Source organism: Gayadomonas joobiniege G7 (assembly GCF_000300815.1).
Classification (GTDB): Bacteria; Pseudomonadota; Gammaproteobacteria; order Enterobacterales; family Alteromonadaceae; genus Catenovulum; species Catenovulum joobiniege.
Genome location: NZ_AMRX01000006.1, coordinates 827,860 through 846,912 on the forward strand (window position 1 = coordinate 827,860; position 19,053 = coordinate 846,912).

The window sequence follows — 19,053 nt, forward strand, 5'->3', positions numbered from 1 at the left end:
TATTTGATCAACTAACCAGAACTCAATTTAATGAATCAGAATAGCTTTACTAAAGAAGAACTGCTGGCTTGTAGCCGAGGCGAATTATTTGGTCCAGGTAATAGTCAGTTGCCCGCGCCTAACATGTTAATGATGGATCGCATCACCGACATTTTTGAAGATGGAGGTGCGCATAATAAAGGTTATATTCAGGCCGAATTAGACATCACGCCAGATTTATGGTTTTTTGACTGCCATTTCCCGGGTGATCCTGTGATGCCTGGATGTTTGGGTTTAGATGCCATGTGGCAGTTAGTTGGCTTTTTCCTTGGTTGGTGTGGCGGTCCAGGCCGCGGTCGTGCATTAGGCGTTGGTGAAGTTAAGTTTACTGGCCAAATCTTGCCGACAGCTAAAAAAGTGACTTACCGAATTGATATGAAGCGCGTAATCAAACGTAAATTATATATGGGCATTGGTGATGGCACTGTCGCTGTAGACGGTAAAGTTATTTACGAAGCTAAAGACTTAAAAGTTGGTCTGTTCCAAGACACTTCTAACTTTTAATAAAAGCACGGATACCCGTTGTGGGTATCCGCTTAAACTCAATTGTTATGGGCTTGCACGCATTGTAAAAGCGGCTCAGCCAATAATCTTCCTCGCCAACCGTTTAATAGCTCTGGTTGCGTTTCCCGGCTCCATTCATTTACGGTAAATTGATAGCCGATAAATTCATTGATCATTCGTTTACTGGCAACCAGATCCGTATTTAGCTTGTTTTCTTCAGCGATGCTTTCTATTGTTGATTTGATTTTAGTAAACACATCTTTATAACCCCGCAACTCGGCAACTCGAGTGATTTTGCTTGGGCAACCCTCTGCAGGTACTTGTTTACCGGCTTCAATTAAGCGAACCAGGGTATCGCCGTGGCGTTTAATCACCGCCGGATGCATACCTGGAATATTGCGCATGCTTTTAATACTGGTCGGACGCCGCTCAGCTAAAAGCACTATTTCGCGCTCGTGAATAACAAAGTTAACCGCCAAGTTTTTATTTCTAGCGTATCTTAATCGCCAAGTGGTCAGTTCCTTTAATACTGCCAACGCACGCGGGCTTAACTGCCATGCACTTTTAATTTCACGCCACGCGAGCGACGGCTCTATTTGAAAGCTACGCTTTTTAATTAATGCCTGAATATCTTGCTCGCACCAATCAACTAAATTAAGTTCGGCGAGCTTATCTTGTTGCTGCTGATAAATATCCAGCAGATAAATTACATCATTTGCCGCATATTCTAACTGTGCTTGACTCAGAGGTCGTTTTAACCAGTTGGTTCGCGCGTGCTCTTTTTTAAGGCTGATGTTTTTATATTGTTCTAAAATAGCTGCCAGCCCCATGCTGGCGCGCCCACCTAAAAAGGCTTCAGCAACTTGAGTATCGTACAAGTTAACGGGCGTTAATTTAAAAAAGTAACTCAGCACTTCGATGTCTTCGCCGCACGCATGTAAAACTTTAACCTGTGCCGGATTTAATAAAATTTCTTTAAACGGTTGCCAGTCGGTAATGGACAATGGATCGATTAAAAACGTTTGTCCACCCGCCTGTAACTGAATTAATCCTAGCGCTGGGTAATAGGTGCGTTCACGAACAAACTCGGTATCTAGCGCAATAAGGGTTTCATTTTTTATTTGCGCGCAGCAACGGGCTAAACTGGCGTTGTTTTGAATATACTCCACTGTCTTCCTTACTCTTGCTTAGACTTTAACGCTTTTTGCAGCGCATCTAACAAATTGGGGGGTAATTTATGAAGGGTTAAACTTTTATTTTGAGCGTCAAATTCGATGCTATCACCGAGCAATTCTTTATTAAAAGAAATGCTAACCCCGCCCCCTTGTCCAATAAATTTTTCCATTTTTCGCGTAGCGGTGGCGTACACAGGGCACTCTTCAACAAAGTCTTCTTGTTTGCTCGCATGCTCGTAAAATCCTGAAAGGCCCGTTTTTTCCTCGATTTCACCGGCCAGTGATTTTACATTCATAAACTCACCCGACTGAGCCGCTTCTTTAAGCGCAGATACAGAAACCTCGCGCACAGCTTGCTGTTTTTGGTTATCTTCGCTGCTACTGTCGATAAAACTTTCAACCGACTCTACCAATTTAATCGTGGCTTCTTTGCTGTTAATTTTGCTCTCAACCGCAAAAGCTTCCACCATAAAGTCGCTGACTTTTCGACCAATTCTTGACTTTATATACGCTATCGCATGTTTTGCGTCAGGGTTAACTGCTAATTCGGTTAAATCCAACTGAATCGCCAGAGACAGGTTGGCAATGTCTAAATATTGCGAGCGCATGGGTTGCACAGAATCGGCTAATTGCACGCTTTCTTTTACCCCAAGTAGCGCGGTTAATAAATATTCGTTGGCTAAATGATGGTATTTGCAAACCACCAAAATAGTTTCGGGCGGCAGGTTTAGTGCGTCGAGCTCAGCTAACAATCGGCTCTGTATAGTTTCGGTAAGTTTGTCGATTGGTTGAGATTCATTAATCGCGGCCGAAATAGGCGAGCTACCGGTAAACTGGCAATATTCTTTTTGGCCTTTTTTTACAAACGCATTATGTAATTGCTCTGCTAAAAAAATGGCATTGTCGTCAACCACCTGGCTGGCACTTTCTAATTCTAGTGTTACTTTGTCTTCGGCCAGACAAAAGCGGTTAAAATAAAGCGTTGCACTTGAAACTGTCATAATTTCCTGTCGATATTCTTAACTGAAATGATAAAATCACCCTTTGCTGGCAAATGGTACAATTTGCTGCGATCAAAGCGCAAGGTATTCTACCCTGCATTAGCCCAATTATTCGAGCGCAAGAGAATAACTTTTACATGAATGATAAAAAAACCACAGACCAGGCTGCGTTAGAAAACGCAGTTGCAGCCATTAAAATTGCGCTGCAAGCCCAACAATTACCAAAAAATCAAACTTTAACAGCACTCGGTTTGGCGGTTGAAGATGTCATTAAATATAATTACGCAAAAGATGTACAGGGCAAGATTGCCGAAAATTTCAGTCAGGCACTTAAACAATCGATTAAAGGGTCTTAAAGTACATGTTATTAAACCCGGCCAGCCAACAAAAATCTAAATTAAACTCGTGGGGTCACTGGTTTACCGCCAGCAATACCCTACCCGGTTTATTATTAATGAGCATTTACTGGTGGGCCCAGCCATTACCTGACTCGCTCCCGGGTTTAGTGTATATGTTGGCCTATACTATAGGTCATGCTGGTTTTATCTTTTTTGTTGTTAATCTGTTATTGCTTTTTCCAGTTACTTTATTAAATAAACCCAGCATCGCCCGTTTTTGGGGAGCGTTTGTGGCGGCTACTGGTTTAACTCTGTTATTAATTGATGCGTTAGTGTATTCGGTTTATGCCTATCACATAAACTTGTCTTCGTTTGATTATATTGCCAGCGACATCCAGTTATTAACAGACTCTTTGCCCGCTGGGTTTATTGTTGCACTCATTTTGTTTTATGTGGCTATGTTAGCGGTGCAATTGGTATTAGCCAACGCAGTCTGGCGAAATTTAGATAAGTTTAGGCGCTTTTATATTAATATTAGAGCCCTACCGGTTGCGCTTGTGTGTTTTTTATCTGCACATTTGGTTCACATTTGGGCAGATTTAAATTTTTACCAGCCGATCACTCAGCAAGATAATATGTTACCGCTATCGCAGCCACTAACCGCAAAAACCATTTTGAGTAAATCTGGCCTGTTAGACATAGACGAATACCAACAGAAAAAACAGTTTAGTTTTGATGTCAATTCGTTTGCATTAAGTCAAAACCAACAAAGATTTAGTTGCTTTGCACCAGACAGCTCAGTTGAATTGCTCGTAATCAACAGCCGCGAACTATCGGTCGATAGAATGAGCCAATTTATTAAAATTAGCGATCCGGCACTTGCCAGTACTCAGTATTTTGCACCGAACAACTTACAAGATAATTTATTTGAGATATTAACGGGTTTACCGGCAATATATCGCAAAGACCTAAACCGAGGCGGTGATAACTTATTAGATGCAGCTTTGTTAAGTACAAATACCAGCGCAAATTTAGACTCGTTACCGATTGAGCTTTTAAATAGTTTACCTGAGTTTAGATCGGTAGATAAAATTAGCGGCGCACGTTTGCAAGTGTCGTTGCTTGAAGTTAATAACACAGCTCAAATAGCTCCTAGTCTGCGGAGTACCGGCAAACAAATTATTGTGCTGCTACCGCAATCAGCCAGCCAGTACGGCCAAATATTTGTGCGTGGTGAATTGGTTCAACTGCCACCGACGGCGTCAAATTTAGATATCATGCCGACGTTAATTGAAGGCTGGTTATCTTGCTCGTTTCAGCAGGATTATATTAAGTTTGGTCAAAACTTATTTTCGGTACCAAAAGATCCCGCTTGGTTGGTGACAGCAAACGAACATAATATTTATGTGTTGTACCAGCAGACACTGACTCAAATTGCCAGCAATGCGCAGGTAAGTAGTGTAAAAATGCAAAGCGAAGAAACCGCCGAAACACCGCCAAATGCAATTTTAGTGCGTGCGCTCAACTATTTAAAGCGACAGTTGGTTAACAAACAAGCAAACAGTCGAGAATAATTAACTTTTATTAAATTAACGGTTGAAATTGGAGCGTTTTTCATTAATATTGCGCTCCACGGTCGGATTGTAGCGCAGCCTGGTAGCGCACTGTCATGGGGTGTCAGGGGTCGGAGGTTCAAATCCTCTCAATCCGACCAATTAATTTGCTGTTATTAAAGGGATTTTTAGTAACAGGCGCATTGTCACTTAAAAGCCCGTTCCATATCCGTTCCATTATACAGTGGTTTACTTTCATTGTTTTTAGTCTTAAACAACCACTGGATAAACAATTCTTAAAGTCACTCTTTGTTCTCAATTTCGCGTAAACACTCAGCTACTATTTGGTCATGTGTGAACTGAAGCCTAATCTGAATAAGTAAGGTCACAATAAGTAAGGTCACAATAAGTCTTAACCTGATCTGTCAAATTAGAAAATTGGGGTTTGATCAAATCATACAGTCGCGAATGTGCCAACAAGGGCCGTTCAAATTACTAAACCAGCACTTCGCATTTTATGAAAGCAGACGTTCGGAACGCCGCCATAATTTGCCGCCTGAAGCGCAGCGTAAGGCGGTCAAACTGATGGCTTTGTTATGTTTTTTACTCTGGAATATGCGCCACACTTTTCACTTAATGGGCACTTTGTTTCATAGTGCGAAGAATCACATATTCCGCTATTTATTGTTAATATTTTTTCTGGCTCAATTCTCCGCATATACGCCAAACCTGTATAGAAACCACATAAAACCTTTGTGGGCTTCAAAGGTAATTCGCTATACAGAAATTCAAAAATACTCTCTTGAAGTAACAGGACTTCTTTATAAACTTTGTTTATATACTCAATGAAATCATCAATTATCAAAGCTTTAGTTTGATCTCCTAACCCTGTGTGCATATATGATATTTTTCCGGTATAACGGTCTTTACTGCATGACCCTAAGCTGCCATGTGTGAATTCTGTTCTGTACTTTCTCAGCTCTAAAAACCAATCATCATGAGCGAGCGATAATAGGTCGATGATAGCATCTGGAAATCCGGCGCCATATTCATTGTTTTTCGCCTTGGAGAATAATTTACTCGTGGACTTTTTCTGAACGCCTTGGATCTTTGAATACACCGAGTAGATAACATCACGAATTCCGTCTAAAGCAGCATATAGCTCATTAACACTACACTCCGCTATTGCTGCAAATTTCCGAGAATACTTTGCAGGACTATAACCATTCTTATCAAGTTCAACTGCATCATCATCGAAGCCTGGTATCAAGTCATTTCCCAGCTCAGCCAAAACCCTGAATTTATCAAGATGATCAGATGTAGCCTGTATTCCCCTATTAAAATATCTGTTTCCTTCAAGAGCTTCATATTTAAATGTGCCAAATTTTTTTACGGCATCCCACTGCTCAGGGGCAAACGCCAACAAAAAACCATCATGACCTGCCGACTTAGGCACTTAGCTCTCCTGAAACATAACGAGACTGTAGAATTAATCCAGTCTGTAAAAATAAAATTAAACTATGCGCCCCTACGTAAAATGTAGCTAACCTTGAGATGAAAAGTTAACTAGATTTCCCGTAGACACAACATTTTCGCGGTATAAAACGTTAATTATTTACCACAAAAGCCAAATATGAGTAATTCTACAATCTCAACGTCCGCATAAAGCGCGCGAGATACGAGCTGTACCACTACAAGCGTCGCCTTTGATGCGTTTGTTATAAATCATATTCACAACCAAATACAAAATTAAAACTTTTAAGTTCTTCTTTGGTGGTCTTGGACTTAAAGGCTTCCTCACCAACAATTTTTACCATCCTAGTGCTGATTGGTGAGTATTTTTGAATCCAGTATCCTCGCTCTAAATCTCCTAGCCACTCAGTGTCTCTTCTATCTGATGGAAGGTCAGCCAAGAGCCCTGTGTAATACCTGATGGAGTTAGTTAAAATCGCTACATTGTGCAACAATGCCAAAATACCAACTTTTGTATCATTATCCGCCTTAATTTCATTGTTAGAAATTGCATAAAGCACATCTCTGAATGGAACGCCATGGTATTGTTCACCTAGCCTTCCATTCTTGAAAGGTGCTTCAAACTGCTTTTCAAGCTGGCTATCCAACCGCGCTAGGGTTTCCCTTATGAGTTGTAATTTTTGTTGATGAGCATTCGCTGCAAAACTGACATAGACAAAGTACCCCGACAAAAGTGCTGCTATAGGGGTGAAAATACCACCAATATACGACCCTAAACCGCCCCAGTCCTGGCTATTTACACTGACACCAACTTTTCCTTCTAAATACATAATCGTAAAATATGTCGCAAGTACCAGCACGTACAAAAAAGTAAATACGATCAGCGTGATCTTAAATTTCCGCAATTTCATTCCTTGATTTATAACGCCTCAAACACCGGCTTGGTGAAGTTGGCGGCTTTTTTGGAACAAAAAAGGTGACAGCTTTACCAAGTCCGCGTGCTTTGACTTGTTACATTTTTAAGCTACTTCAGCCTCATGGTAATTTGATAGAGCTGTAACTATTGCCTTTAGATTCCGAAGGTTAGCCTCAGCAGTAGCCCTAGATATGCCTAGAGCCTCTTCCTCTCGTGTTTTAGAGTTGGACAAGTCTTGGTCAACAGCGGCAAGAACTTGATCTTTTACTCTGTGTATTTGGCCGCGATCTGTAAAAGATTCAAGCTCACCATCTGTGTAATACCTAAGTAAATAGCCGAACTCACTCACAAGCTTATTATTTATTGATAGACCCATTGGGCCATCAAAGTTAATGCCATTTTCTTTTGCTACTTTCTTAAGTTTTCTATTTTTGTAAAAAGACACTGCATACTCCTTGTAAAATGTAACAACTTTATACCAACCCAATGGGTCTTATTTCTACCGAACATTGGGTCGCATCAATCTTACCTACATTAATAACAAATAATCCTTTATCTTTCTATAACAAATGAATAGCAAATTGATATTCTCGTAAAATCGAGTTTGCCACCTGCGGCCCGCCCTACTTTTCACGAAATTAGAGCGTTATCTATCCACTTGTATTCGGAAGCCGGTTATGATCCACAAGCTCGAGCAGCTCACACGGATAGCAAATCAACACGGATCTATCAGCGTGGCCATGTTGATTGGGTTGAGGTTCCAGCTGGGGAAGTGGGTTGATGGTTTGAAATGAAGCCTAATCTGAATAAGTCTTAACCTGATCGATCAAATTCGAAAACTGGGTGGGGTTTGATCAAATCTTACAGTCGAGAATGTGTCAGAAACAGCCGGTAAATAGTATTGTAAAAATCAAAAACTCTGACTCCATTGATTAAAAAACACACATCACTAGACACTATGAAAGTACCAGTACATTGAGAAAATGTTAGTTAAGAAGGGGGACTTGTTACCAATTATAAGCTTCACAGAACATCCAAATTGTTAAACCAACAAGAAAAAGTGTTGCTCCTATTGCCACGTAAAGTTTAAATTCAACTTTTGCCTGAGCACTTTTAATATCGTCTTCGGCTTTTCCTATCTCCGAAGCCTCATCTTCGTATGTTTTAGCTAATGAATCGAATACACCGCGATATTCTTTACTCATAATGCTTATCGTTGAGAATTGACCGATCAAATTAACAATCAGTAAAACCGCTAATACTACCACTGTAGAAACGACCGACACATTTTTTACGAATGCCATCGTTTCTAAGCCACCTATCTCAACTTCCTTTATTTGAGTAGTTGCAAACCAAATACCCGCCGGTAGGGACAAAAGCTTAGTCGCTATATTGTCGAAGACTCCATGAATTTTGCTTACATACTCAGTCCGCTTTTCCAAATATTCCTTACGCACTTTATCAAAGGTGTAATTTTCAACATAGCTTTGGTAGCTCAACAACACATTCGACACTAGAGAGTCCATATGTTGTATCAAATAGCTAAACCGTTGCTTCGACGCATTATCTTTGAGAAACGAGACTAATTCCCTGCACATTAAGCAAGTGATTGCTTCTTTGTGTAAATCTTTACTTAGCAACTTCTGAAGAGCATCTAAGTCAATCGAGCAATCTAAATCGGACTCATTCAAAATAAACTCGAACCTTAAAGGACGCTCATAGAAAATGGTACTGTCTCCACCCTCCGTAGATTCAGCTAACTCTTTTACAAACTCATAAGCCTTGTGAACATTCAGATAGTTAACATACTTTTCGTCTTTACAATCTGGTGTCAATAACGTCATTGTATTAGTAAAAAAGATATATTTGACCGGTGACTTCACGCGAAGCTCATTAGCCAAAAGCTCATTCCATTCAGAACAAATTGCATAATCTGACTTAATTTTTTGTGCGGTCAGCTCGACGTGAAATCGTATGTTATTTTGAAAGTGTGCTTGCTTAAGCTGACTGAGGTTTGCGCTAGAAAGGGGTTTCCCATCTCTAATAAGGTCGTACGAACCTGTAGTTAATTCCTCACCAGCAAGTAACTCCAACTTATCTTTTAGCTGTGGTGTAAGACGAAGCCATCCCTTAAATTCGCCATCTTGAAGTTCTTTTTTTTCAAGTGCAGCGAGAACCAAGGCGTATGCGTCGAGAATTTCGGTGCTCATTAGTTATCTTTACCAAGGTCGTCTTTTAGCTCTTCTTCAATCGCTGCACGCAAAGAGTCAGGTATTTCTGAAAAGGTAAGCTCTCCATCATCATATTTTACAGTGGTGTTCAGCATGTCTCTATCAAAGCTAATCGCAATACCCTTTCCTCTACCAGAAAGTTTTTTGTAGCTTTTTAGTACCTTTCCGTCAATAGCAAGCTCTTCAGGCAAATCATGTATTTCTCTCGCCTGTCTAGTGAACTCATCTGCACGATCTGGGAAAACATGATTTGATACGTGGCTCAATTGCACTTGATTCCCAAGTTTTTGTTGCTCTTTAATGTAATCATGTGCTTGTGCGACTTTTTGTGAAACAACATCGTCGTCCATGCCACAAGCGTTTTTTGCGTAATCTTGTATAGCACTTTTTAATTTCTTAGTTTCAACCGTTGCTGCCAGCTTGTCTCTTTGGCACCCGATAAATTTTTCAAAATAATCTCTTACCTCGGCTGCTAAGCCTGTTCGAAAACGAACATATCTTGTGCTTAATTCACTTTTCCATTGAGTAAGGTTGATAGCAGCTCCTAAATGAAGCTTTTTCAAATCTAAAATTTCACTGGCTACCACTTCCAAATCAGCTGCTACATCGATACCCTCGGTCTTATTCAAAATAGCTACGGCTAACCAATCATCATCGTTTCTTTCGTAATGATAGAACACCAGATAACCGCCTTTAACAGTATGCAGTTGATCACCTACGATTACACTTTCATATTTGTTCGCCAGTTCTTTTGTCAAAGCAACAAAGTCAGAACATTTACATTCATCGTCGTAGTATTTATTTAGTTTCTGCTCAAAAGCAGGTTCAACTTCGTTATCACCATCTACACCAAATTCGCCGATATTGAGATGAGCATTTGAGAAAAGTTCCAACAATCCATCCGTTAGCTGCGCAGTCATTCCTTCCGTGCTATTCTCATTATTCCTGAGTTGCTTTGAAAGTCCTTCACCATCATTGTCACGTTTTACAACATGAATAATTACGTGTTTAATTGCCATACATCTCCTGTTTATTTTTGGACAAGGAGCTTTCAAAAGAGAAGAAAAAAGCTAATCCTTGCTTTATATGAATCTAAATCGTTCAAATTTTAAATTGTTTTGCCTATATAAAGCGAGCCCTAATAAGCAACATGGGGCAGGTGAGAAGTTTTATCAAAGACCGCTTCTCGCTCTTAGCTGTCTGTAACATGGAATCCAACCTATTTATCGAAACTGTAAGGTCAGATATCAGCTACTACACCTAATCCTACTACACATCAGCCGAGGATTTGATACGAACTGTTTGAAGAAATTCTTCCTTCAATGCAGACGTAAGACCATCCAAAGTATCTTTCTCGATCAGTCCAGTAATTTTTCGCCATAGTCAATAAACATGAACCTTCCTAAATCAAATAACGCCCCATTCAGGGCTTTTTATAGTTGGCTAAGATAACGAACGGAGTGAGATAAGCCAACTGTAAAAAGTCCCACACTGCAAGGCTTGTTATGTTAATTTTTCTTTTTTGGGATAAGTACATCCATCCACGGTTTAACTTTAGATAAGCAGCTACTTTCATACCTATTCCAAGCAGTTTCAAGGGATATTTCGCTACCATACGTAATTTGCACCCACTCAAGAAAATCTTCTTCAACACTCTGTTTTATAATAGGACTTTCTTTTGATACAAATGATTCACTTGTTACTCTTGTAGCCATTTTTAAGAACGAATTCGAGTTGTTAACTGCATGTTTGGTTATTTGATTAACACCAAAGCTCACACCAAACATCAAATTTCTATGTGCACACTCGATCATTTCTCGTGAAAATCTCTCTGAATCCTCCACTGTTGGCTTTGAAGCGCATCCTGATATCAACAACAAAATCGATGTATAGACTACTTTATGATTTATCTTCAATTTAAATACGCCTCTGGACTCATTGAATTAACATAGCGTCGCAAACAACAGCGCGAACGAAGTGAATGTCCGGCAACGCAAGGCACGAATTGATATGCTTTGTTAGCTTCCGCCTACACCAAGCTGACACCCATTATTCTGGAACAAATTGAAAAGAGAACTGATAGCGCATCAACGTCAAATTAGGAACGACTTTTGCGGCTGCACGAGCCTTTCGATCAAACTCCGGCGCAATCAAGATGCCGCGAACCTGATCGTTTCCTTCCTCTTCCATCACACTCCCGATGTAGCTCAGTATTTGAGCTATAGCCCGCTGCCCAGCCACCCCTGTCTTTAACTCTATAACTACAGGGACCGAATTTAAATCTTCAGCGGTAATGTCGATGAACCCAGTTTCAACGGAACGTTCCCGACCGTTGTCGGTTACGCGGAGCCCCGTTTCGATCTGGCCGATGTTTTGACGGATAGCAGCCTGCATGTCCTTTTCTAGACCGATAGTTTGGGACTGAACATCCGGTTCGGGCATTTCTATCACCGGCACATCTTCGGGCTCGATGCGTTCTATATCATCTTCCAGAAAACGGCGATAACGCCGGATGGCATCTCGGTAGGACGCTAAATTGTTATAGGCATTTCCTTCAAACGGAATTTTCGATTCATTGGGTCTATTATTTCGTCGGTCTTGGGTGGTATAGGTCAGTTCTTGGATTAACGATTCCAATCGTTCCTCAGCATAAAGCGCATCTAGATCGCCATAGTAATCCTCGACCCTGCCAGCTCTATGCATCTGGGCCGTGATGGTGCCGCCCTGATAATTCTGGGCTGCCAGCCAATTCTTATAGTTTACAGTCTGCATAATTCCTCACAAGGCAGCTAACAATTTTTTAGGCATTTTTCACTTTGCTTTCGATAACTCTACCGACTGCAACGACTCGTGAGCCTTCTCTAATACAGAACTGACTATCGGCTGGAAACTTCCCCTTTGAAGCATTTTTGAGATTATTAGATAGCAGTATTTTGCACATAGATTCTTCACCTGGTGCTAGCTCGCCATTTTCAAAAAAGTACCTCGCATCCCAATCTGTACAATTTACATCATTGATGTGCCAGAAAAACTGACCTCGATAATCATCATAAACCGCACCCTGACGCCCCATATACTCAGTCTTTATCATCACCACCTTCGCAAGGAGGTCGTAGTTGGCTAACTCTTTGAAATTCTTCATTTCTATTGTTTTTGATGCCTAACGCCGCGTTCACTTGCTTGTCCGGTGCAACGCTTTGTTATGCATTTTCTTACTCTTCTTTCTCGGCATCTAGTGCGAGACTATTATCCGTCCAGCCATCTTTAGACAAGTCTTGATACTGTCCATCGAAGCCAATTTTCAAAAGCAGTAAGACGTTAAAGAGGTTTTGACATTTATAGACATCATCAATATAACTTTGCAGCTCTTCGACATCTTCATCTAGATTGTCTGCATGCGCAGATTTATTTCTGAGAGAAACCCAGGCATCCACCAGACCTTTATCAACCGCCCCTTCTCCGGCAAGCCTATATAATGCATTTTTTGGGCTAGATGATTTAACTTGACCAATACTTGACTGAATTCTTTTTTTTATTCTTTCACCAATCGTCAGATTCTTAACTAGCGGTTTGGCCTCTTCTGCTTGCTGCACTATCTCATCGTCCGGTAAGCCATACTCCGAATAGTAATTCTTTGTTATTCCTTCGATGGCCGTACTTATGGTAAGTGCCGCACTCTCAATTCCACCCTGCCATGATCGATTTATCTTATGCCAATAGCCGAAGAAAACATCGTGCTCAACTTTGAAGCTGTTGAGGTATTTTTCAATGAAATGCTGAAAGTTTGACACCTCCCAAGGAGCATTGTGCTTTATTGGCGTAGCAATTCTTTGATTTGGCGTGGCGCTAGGGATACTTTTAATTATTGTTGTTCGCGTATCATTCTCTGAATATGAAGAATATAAAACAGGACACAATTTGCCAAATACTATACTTATAGCCTCAATAAACCGCTCTTTGAAGCTTGCGTTTATGCCTCCAGAGGGATCTTCTGCTCTAACTGTTAAGCAGTTTTTTCTATCTTTGATTACGATTTCGATACCCGAAATCTTTATCTTGCAGGTATTTAGAGATTTACCTCCTCCCTTACCTTCTTCCCACTCATTACATGGTATTTGATGCTTTCCGGGAATAACTAAAAATAAAAAACTTGAGCATTTATTTACAACGCCTTCCCTATCTTTCTCGCAAATTAAGTTTCGAATTGTACTTTCGACAACCTTTCCAGAGGCAGGGAGAGAGAAACCAGTGGGTACAGAGATGTCCTTTGCAGTCCATACATTACCGGACATATCGACAGCCTCCATACTGAAAAACTCTTCTTTTCCAATAATCTTGCCTGGCTTTGTATTGCCAAGCTTCGGCATCAATTCTTTAGTAACGTCCTTAAAGGCATGGTATAGCTTTAAATGTAGGTTTCCGTCAGACTTCTGGGTTATAGATCCAGACCCGGAATAAATAATTGGATCATCATCTTTCTGCTGTTTCAGATCAATTTGGATGCAATCAACCTCAAACTGATTGTCTAATAATAACTCTAATTTTTTTTCGTTAAGATCCACTAAGCCTCCTTACTAGACCTGCATAACAACTTTATACCAACCCAATGGGTTTTATTTCTACCGAACATTGGGTCGTATTAATATTACCTACATTAATAACAAATAATCCTTTATCTTTCTATGTCAAATGAATAGCAAATTGATATTCTCTTAATGAACTGACTAAAAAGGCCCCATTGGGTCGATTTCTTGACTATATGTGCACTCGAATTTAAATTGGATTACCTCGTATATTCATTTTCATCACAATTAAAATAAAGATAAATAAGTGTTCCAAAATACAGTAGTTCTCATCTAGGTAAGCTATTGATCTATTTTGAATTAAATGCATTTTAAATTTTGGTGCTATGAGCGTGTGGTTTGGTGATATTTAGAGTGTTTAAGTACATGATTTAACTTAATATACAGTGGTTTCGATGGGGTTTTATGGGGTGTCAGGGTCGGAGGTTCAAATTCTCTCAATCCGACCAATCTTCTGCTTTCTTATCATAAAGTTAAAAATGTCTTAGCCATTCTCAGTCTGATTTATGTACACATTTTATGGACAAATAATGGTTGTGCGTTGGTAGCCCACATTTAATAAAGTTCCGATTACGCAAAAACGTAAACCAAAAAGCCGTTAGCGCTGCTGTATTTGCTGTTGTTGCTGCTGTTGGATATTGCCGAGTTGTTTATCAATTTTTTGTTGTTGCAAGTAAAACATGCTTTGCTGTTGGGGCGGTATTGCACTTTCAATTTTGTTTAGTTCTTGAATGCGATCTGCTTGCACCTGTTTTAGGTTAAGTAACGCATCTTCTCTCGTTTTACGTTTATTTTCTAAATTGGTATAAATTTCAACTTTTTCTTCTGTTGCTAAATTCGATTTTTTGGTCAGGTTATTGATAGTGCCTTGCATCTCTTCAATCTGCTGATTAAGTTTTGCTATCGTTTCTATCGATTCGTTGTATGCTTCTTCAGTTTTACCGTTAAAAAGAGAAGAATAAGAGTTTATTTTATCGGCATCCAACACGTAACCTAAAAACCCAATGCATACACAAACAATAAAAACTGAAAGCGTCCCTTGCCATGTGGTCGGATAACAAAATTTTTGCCCTAACACCTCGATAGAATTATCTGCCATTTCCTTATTCCTCGCAGTAAGTTATCGTTCAAGATTAATTTTGACTCATTTTTTAAACATCAAAAATATACCTTGTGATGGATTTTTGCGCAAATTTAAGCAGACTGGTCTGATTTGATCAAAAACCACCCAACGCTCGACCGAACGTTGGGTGGTATATTCTATAAGGTCTTATTTGTACTGAGCCAGTGCTTTGCCTAATAAAAACACGGCAGCGGCTAATAACACTAAATCTTTTAATAAAAACTGGCCGGGCACAACATTTAACGCAGGGAATCCACCTAGGCTTGCTTCCCATACTGGCGCAGTTAATAAGTAACTAGAGGTCACCAAAAAGGTCGCAATGGCCGCTACGCTGCCCACAATTGCAATGGTTCGATGCAAGGGTGCCAAGAGTATTGCCAGCGCAGTGATTATTTCTACTGTGCCGATAAAGTTTGCAGCCCCCTGCAGGCTAAACACACTATATAACCAACTTGTTAGTGGGCTTGATGCAACTAAGCCTTCAATGGCACCAGCCTCGTAAGCGGTAAACTTCATCGCACCTATCCAAAATAAAACTAAAGCGATAGAAAAACGGATGCCGTATTCACCTACTCTAGTTATCGTATTACCTAGATCCAAGGTATTGATTTGAGGCTTGCTGGTGTTTAAAGTTTGAGTATTGTTTACTGTTGCTGTAGTCATGACCGACTCCTTAATCAATTTGTTCGTGTTTGTGGTTTAATCTATAAAGCTGGGCTTAACTCTTTTAATAAGCCGTTATCTAATGCGTGGTGAAACTCATCGCTGCCACCAATGTGCTTACCGTTAATAAATACCTGAGGTACAGTACGGCGACCACTTCGGCTTCTCATCTCTTTTGCTTTTTCGGCATCAGAGGTGATATCAAATTCCTTAAATGGCAAACCAAGCGTTTTTAAAGTGGCTTTGGTTCGTTTGCAAAATGGGCAATAACCTTTGCTATAAATTTCGATATTAAGTTTCATTTGTCTCTCCTCGCGTTGTTTGATGGGTTTATTATGGCGCATTTAAAAAGACAAACAATGCAGGATAGTCTATGATTAATACACCGATCGTCTACCAGTGCTTGAGAATATATTTATGGATATTTTGAGCGACTTGCTAAAATCTCTACAGGTTTCTGGCAGTGTGTATTTTTGCAGCCAGGTTGAACCACCTTGGCACAAGGTTTTTGCCAATAAAGATAAAGCAAGCTTTCACCTGTTACGTCAAGGACGTTGTGTTTTTAAAACGACCGATACTGAGGCGTATTTACAAGCTGGAGACTTGGTCTTTGTTGGGCCTGGCGTTGAGCACGAATTAATTAGCAAAAACACAGAATTAATTGATGTAGACAAAAACGATAACGCCGATTTATTGTTATGCGGTGATTGTGAGTTTGATACGAATAACCTATCCCCGCTTGCCAGCTTGTTAAACCAAGTGACAATAGTGCGTAAAGATGAATTGGTTCGGCATAATTGGTTAAAAAGCACCTTTGATCAAATTAGCTCTGAATATATGGCGCAAGATCCGGGTGCTCAGATTATTGTTAATAAGCTCACCGAAGTAATTATGATTGAACTCATCCGGATTAATTTTGCACAGCAACAGCATCAGGGTTTTATCAACGCGTTAAACGACAAGCCAATAAAAAAAGCACTTGAGTTAATGCATCAATCGCCTCATTTTCCGTGGACGATTGCCGATTTGGCTAAAAGAGTGGGCCTTTCTCGAGCCTTGTTTGCTAAGCGCTTTACCGGCCAAATAAATCAAACCGTATTTGTTTATTTAACTAAGCTGCGAGTTGAAAAAGCCAAACGTTTAATTACAACCAGCACACAAAGTATTGAAGATATTGCGCTTTTGGTTGGTTACGAATCAGAACGTGCGTTTAACCGCACTTTTGATAAATACGTGGGCATGACGCCAAAACAATATCGCAAACTTAATTGAACAAAACTTTGCTCACTTTTGCTTTTGTGATCCCATGCTCAGCACAGCAGATCAAGGTTATGTTTTCAGTTAAAGTCTGCTTTATTTAACATTTCCCCTAAGATAAAATACTACTCACTAACAACACACTATTTATAATTTATGCAGTTTAAACAGTTGATCGGGTTAGCATTAGCCAGTGTTTTAAGTTTTTCGGTGCAAGCTGAAAATTTTGGTCATGTGACCGTTAAACAAGTGGTGAGTATTTACGATGGCGATACTTTCCGAGTTGATATAGACGGATGGCCAGACGTAATAGGCAAACGTGTGCCCATTCGGTTAAATGGTGTTGATACACCTGAAATCCGAGGTAAGTGCGAAGCTGAAAAAAAACTCGCGCGCGAAGCAAAAATGTTTACCGTTGAAAAATTAAGAAACGCCAAACGTGTTGAGCTTAAAAACATCCAGCGCGGCAAGTATTTTAGAATTGTTGCCGATACTTATGTAGATGGCGCTAGTTTAGGCGAGCTATTGATTAACAAACAGTTAGCACGCCGATACGATGGTAAATCAAAACGTCTGGGTTGGTGTGGTCGCTAGCCTAGATCAAATGCAGGATAGCCAAAGTGCTCTTCATATATAGGCGGTTATTAAGCATTATTTGGCCTTACAAAATTGATTAATATAGTCTTTGTGGCTTGGCAGTTGTTGTGCCCCAGCTTTCATTGCCTGATTAAGTTTATTCAACCAATCGAGCCCATCCGTGGTTCTGTGAGCTAGTAAAAAATCAGCCTGTTGAGGAATATTTAATTGACCAATTTGCACCGCAAGCCAACTAGCGTTGCTAAATAAATCCATGCCGTTACGTTTTAAATAACCGTTATATTTAAAGTAGTCGATTTTATCTTGCAAGGCATCCGGGATAGCCATGTGTCGGCAGTGCCGCCAAAGTTCACTGTCGTTTCTTTGGGTTAGCCGATAGTGCAAGATTATAAAATCGCGCACGGCCTCCATCTCACTAATTGCAATACGGTTGTATTCATCACGCAAACGCGCTTGCATAGATTTGCCTGGGAATAAAGCTAATAGTTTAGCAATGCCGGCTTGAATTAAATGAATACTGGTTGATTCTAATGGTTCTAAAAAGCCACTGGCAAGCCCTATTGCAACCACGTTCTTATGCCAAAATAAATTTCGCCGTCCTGTTTTAAAGGTCAATGCTCTTGGATCTGCTTTCGCGTCGCCAGGCAAGTTTTGCATTAAGATGTCTTCGGCATGCTGTCTATCGCTAAACGCACTACAATAAACGTGACCATTACCGGTACGGTGCTGCAGCGGAATTTGCCACTGCCAACCAGCTTGATGCGCAATTGAGCGGGTATAAGGTTTAAAATCACTCCTTTGGGTGGCTACTGCTAACGCAGAATCACAAGGTAGCCAATGCGACCAGTCTTGGTACCCAGTTTTTAACGCTCCTTCGATCAGTACGCCTTTAAATCCCGAGCAATCGATAAATAAATCGGCTTTTACACTTTGACCGTTTTCAAGTACTAACGATCGCACAAAACCAGTGTCGTGGGCGAGTTCGACTTTAGCGACTTTACCTTCAATCCGTTTTACATTTTTTTGCTCGCTATATTGGCGTAAAAATTTAGCATATAAACCGGCATCAAAATGGTAGGCATATTCATAGGTAGACAATACATTGCGCGGGTCTTTATGCATAGGTGCAAACTTATTCTCTTTTGCCGCATGCCAAGCCATAGAGTATTCATCAAGGGGTTGTGCTTTCCCTTCATGGTGGGCTTTAATCCAATGGTGGTGAAAAGAAACCACATCAAACTGTTTGCCATAACTTCCAAAAGGATGAAAATAACTATGTCCCTGTTTGCCCCAGTTTACAAATTCTATCCCTAACTTAAAGGTGCCTTGTGTGGCTTTAATAAATTCATTTTCTTTAATACCAAGCGCTTGATTAAAAACTCTAATTGGCGGGATAGTGGCTTCGCCAACGCCGACAGTACCAATTTGTTCGGATTCAACTAAGATAATTTGACAGTTTTTATGCAGGGCGTTACTCAATGCCGCGGCTGTCATCCAACCGGCTGTACCACCGCCTAAAATAACAATAGAGTCAATTGCATTTTCTGGCAAAATTATTCCCCCAATAAATTGCAGATATAAAAAAGGCTAAGTGAACCAC

Annotated in this window: 21 protein-coding genes and 1 tRNA gene; 7 read left to right on the forward strand and 15 right to left on the reverse strand. The window is 40.3% G+C overall.

The features are described 5' to 3' along the window. Positions 1-30 precede the first annotated feature (30 nt). Positions 31-543, forward strand: a complete 513-nt coding sequence (gene fabA, locus C727_RS0110905) for a 3-hydroxyacyl-[acyl-carrier-protein] dehydratase FabA (RefSeq protein WP_017445679.1) — start codon at positions 31-33, stop codon at positions 541-543. A gap of 38 nt (positions 544-581) precedes the next feature. Here the strand turns inward: fabA and rnd are convergent, their stop codons facing one another. Beyond that, positions 582-1,712: a ribonuclease D gene (gene rnd / locus C727_RS0110910; protein WP_017445680.1), complete on the reverse strand. Its 1,131-nt coding sequence runs from the start codon at positions 1,710-1,712 to the stop codon at positions 582-584. An 8-nt stretch (positions 1,713-1,720) separates the two neighbouring features. Beyond that, positions 1,721-2,719, reverse strand: a complete 999-nt coding sequence (locus C727_RS0110915) for a nucleoid-associated protein (protein ID WP_017445681.1) — start codon at positions 2,717-2,719, stop codon at positions 1,721-1,723. 53 nt (positions 2,720-2,772) lie between these two features. Between C727_RS0110915 and C727_RS0110920 the strand changes: the two genes are divergently transcribed. The 3 genes from C727_RS0110920 (at position 2,773) to C727_RS0110930 (ending at position 4,771) form a co-directional block, all read left to right on the forward strand. Then, a complete protein-coding gene (locus tag C727_RS0110920; RefSeq protein WP_017445682.1) occupies positions 2,773-3,075 on the forward strand; it encodes a hypothetical protein in 303 nt (100 codons plus the stop codon). 5 nt (positions 3,076-3,080) lie between these two features. Continuing rightward, entirely contained in the window at positions 3,081-4,631 is a 1,551-nt protein-coding gene (locus C727_RS0110925) for a DUF3413 domain-containing protein (RefSeq protein WP_017445683.1), read from the forward strand. Between the two features lie 63 nt (positions 4,632-4,694). Continuing rightward, a tRNA-Pro gene (locus C727_RS0110930) sits at positions 4,695-4,771 on the forward strand. Positions 4,772-5,187: 416 nt separating this feature from the next. Here the strand turns inward: C727_RS0110930 and C727_RS0110935 are convergent. From C727_RS0110935 to C727_RS0110945, 3 genes are all read right to left on the reverse strand, one after another. After that, positions 5,188-6,066 carry a hypothetical protein gene (locus C727_RS0110935; RefSeq protein WP_017445684.1) on the reverse strand — a complete coding sequence of 293 codons (879 nt, stop codon included), beginning with the start codon at positions 6,064-6,066 and terminating at the stop codon, positions 5,188-5,190. Between the two features lie 262 nt (positions 6,067-6,328). Continuing rightward, positions 6,329-6,994 carry a hypothetical protein gene (locus C727_RS0110940; RefSeq protein ID WP_017445685.1) on the reverse strand — a complete coding sequence of 222 codons (666 nt, stop codon included), beginning with the start codon at positions 6,992-6,994 and terminating at the stop codon, positions 6,329-6,331. A 108-nt stretch (positions 6,995-7,102) separates the two neighbouring features. Beyond that, on the reverse strand, positions 7,103-7,444 hold the full coding sequence (locus C727_RS0110945; RefSeq protein ID WP_017445686.1) for a hypothetical protein: 342 nt from the start codon (positions 7,442-7,444) through the stop codon (positions 7,103-7,105). Between the two features lie 159 nt (positions 7,445-7,603). Here C727_RS0110945 and C727_RS19365 point away from each other — a divergent pair, with 159 nt between their 5' ends. After that, a complete protein-coding gene (locus C727_RS19365) occupies positions 7,604-7,780 on the forward strand; it encodes a site-specific integrase (RefSeq protein WP_017445687.1) in 177 nt (58 codons plus the stop codon). A gap of 226 nt (positions 7,781-8,006) precedes the next feature. On the opposite strand, the gene C727_RS0110955 is transcribed toward C727_RS19365, so the two are convergent. From C727_RS0110955 to C727_RS0110995, 9 genes are all read right to left on the reverse strand, one after another. Next, positions 8,007-9,209: a hypothetical protein gene (locus C727_RS0110955; protein ID WP_017445688.1), complete on the reverse strand. Its 1,203-nt coding sequence runs from the start codon at positions 9,207-9,209 to the stop codon at positions 8,007-8,009. Next, entirely contained in the window at positions 9,209-10,249 is a 1,041-nt protein-coding gene (locus C727_RS0110960; RefSeq protein ID WP_017445689.1) for a nucleoid-associated protein, read from the reverse strand. Before C727_RS0110960 ends, C727_RS0110955 begins: the two co-directional genes overlap by 1 nt. Before the next feature lie 489 nt (positions 10,250-10,738). Then, the gene (locus C727_RS0110965; protein WP_155949220.1) at positions 10,739-11,146 is read right to left on the reverse strand and encodes a hypothetical protein; all 408 of its coding nucleotides are present in this window, start codon (positions 11,144-11,146) and stop codon (positions 10,739-10,741) included. A gap of 133 nt (positions 11,147-11,279) precedes the next feature. Beyond that, the gene (locus tag C727_RS0110970) at positions 11,280-12,002 is read right to left on the reverse strand and encodes an endonuclease NucS domain-containing protein (protein WP_017445691.1); all 723 of its coding nucleotides are present in this window, start codon (positions 12,000-12,002) and stop codon (positions 11,280-11,282) included. 28 nt (positions 12,003-12,030) lie between these two features. Continuing rightward, positions 12,031-12,372, reverse strand: a complete 342-nt coding sequence (locus C727_RS0110975) for an EF-Tu C-terminal domain-related protein (protein ID WP_017445692.1) — start codon at positions 12,370-12,372, stop codon at positions 12,031-12,033. 70 nt (positions 12,373-12,442) lie between these two features. After that, complete coding sequence (locus C727_RS0110980) at positions 12,443-13,792, reverse strand: hypothetical protein (RefSeq protein ID WP_017445693.1); 1,350 nt, start codon at positions 13,790-13,792, stop codon at positions 12,443-12,445. Positions 13,793-14,411: 619 nt separating this feature from the next. Beyond that, entirely contained in the window at positions 14,412-14,912 is a 501-nt protein-coding gene (locus tag C727_RS0110985) for a hypothetical protein (RefSeq protein ID WP_017445694.1), read from the reverse strand. Positions 14,913-15,083: 171 nt separating this feature from the next. Next, a complete protein-coding gene (locus C727_RS0110990) occupies positions 15,084-15,599 on the reverse strand; it encodes a YkgB family protein (protein WP_017445695.1) in 516 nt (171 codons plus the stop codon). 41 nt (positions 15,600-15,640) lie between these two features. After that, positions 15,641-15,901: a glutaredoxin gene (locus C727_RS0110995; protein WP_017445696.1), complete on the reverse strand. Its 261-nt coding sequence runs from the start codon at positions 15,899-15,901 to the stop codon at positions 15,641-15,643. 115 nt (positions 15,902-16,016) lie between these two features. Here C727_RS0110995 and C727_RS0111000 point away from each other — a divergent pair, with 115 nt between their 5' ends. Both C727_RS0111000 and C727_RS0111005 read left to right on the forward strand, forming a co-directional pair. Beyond that, entirely contained in the window at positions 16,017-16,871 is an 855-nt protein-coding gene (locus tag C727_RS0111000; protein WP_017445697.1) for an AraC family transcriptional regulator, read from the forward strand. A 141-nt stretch (positions 16,872-17,012) separates the two neighbouring features. Continuing rightward, the gene (locus C727_RS0111005) at positions 17,013-17,450 is read left to right on the forward strand and encodes a thermonuclease family protein (RefSeq protein WP_017445698.1); all 438 of its coding nucleotides are present in this window, start codon (positions 17,013-17,015) and stop codon (positions 17,448-17,450) included. Between the two features lie 57 nt (positions 17,451-17,507). On the opposite strand, the gene C727_RS0111010 is transcribed toward C727_RS0111005, so the two are convergent. Then, positions 17,508-19,004 (reverse strand): tryptophan halogenase family protein, encoded by a 1,497-nt coding sequence (locus C727_RS0111010; RefSeq protein WP_017445699.1) that lies wholly within the window; start codon positions 19,002-19,004, stop codon positions 17,508-17,510. Positions 19,005-19,053: the final 49 nt, after the last annotated feature.

What these genes read in the sequence shown, in the direction of transcription:
- C727_RS0110970 (WP_017445691.1), bottom strand. Translation starts at nt 12,002, where the DNA reads ATGCAGACTGTAAACTATAAGAATTGGCTGGCAGCCCAGAATTATCAG.
- C727_RS0111005 (WP_017445698.1), top strand. Translation starts at nt 17,013, where the DNA reads ATGCAGTTTAAACAGTTGATCGGGTTAGCATTAGCCAGTGTTTTAAGT.
- C727_RS0110955 (WP_017445688.1), bottom strand. Translation starts at nt 9,209, where the DNA reads ATGAGCACCGAAATTCTCGACGCATACGCCTTGGTTCTCGCTGCACTT.
- C727_RS0110990 (WP_017445695.1), bottom strand. Translation starts at nt 15,599, where the DNA reads ATGACTACAGCAACAGTAAACAATACTCAAACTTTAAACACCAGCAAG.
- C727_RS0110920 (WP_017445682.1), top strand. Translation starts at nt 2,773, where the DNA reads ATGGTACAATTTGCTGCGATCAAAGCGCAAGGTATTCTACCCTGCATT.
- C727_RS0110960 (WP_017445689.1), bottom strand. Translation starts at nt 10,249, where the DNA reads ATGGCAATTAAACACGTAATTATTCATGTTGTAAAACGTGACAATGAT.
- C727_RS0110995 (WP_017445696.1), bottom strand. Translation starts at nt 15,901, where the DNA reads ATGAAACTTAATATCGAAATTTATAGCAAAGGTTATTGCCCATTTTGC.
- C727_RS0110940 (WP_017445685.1), bottom strand. Translation starts at nt 6,994, where the DNA reads ATGAAATTGCGGAAATTTAAGATCACGCTGATCGTATTTACTTTTTTG.
- C727_RS0111000 (WP_017445697.1), top strand. Translation starts at nt 16,017, where the DNA reads ATGGATATTTTGAGCGACTTGCTAAAATCTCTACAGGTTTCTGGCAGT.
- fabA (WP_017445679.1), top strand. Translation starts at nt 31, where the DNA reads ATGAATCAGAATAGCTTTACTAAAGAAGAACTGCTGGCTTGTAGCCGA.
- C727_RS0110925 (WP_017445683.1), top strand. Translation starts at nt 3,081, where the DNA reads ATGTTATTAAACCCGGCCAGCCAACAAAAATCTAAATTAAACTCGTGG.
- C727_RS0110985 (WP_017445694.1), bottom strand. Translation starts at nt 14,912, where the DNA reads ATGGCAGATAATTCTATCGAGGTGTTAGGGCAAAAATTTTGTTATCCG.
- C727_RS0110915 (WP_017445681.1), bottom strand. Translation starts at nt 2,719, where the DNA reads ATGACAGTTTCAAGTGCAACGCTTTATTTTAACCGCTTTTGTCTGGCC.
- C727_RS0110975 (WP_017445692.1), bottom strand. Translation starts at nt 12,372, where the DNA reads ATGAAGAATTTCAAAGAGTTAGCCAACTACGACCTCCTTGCGAAGGTG.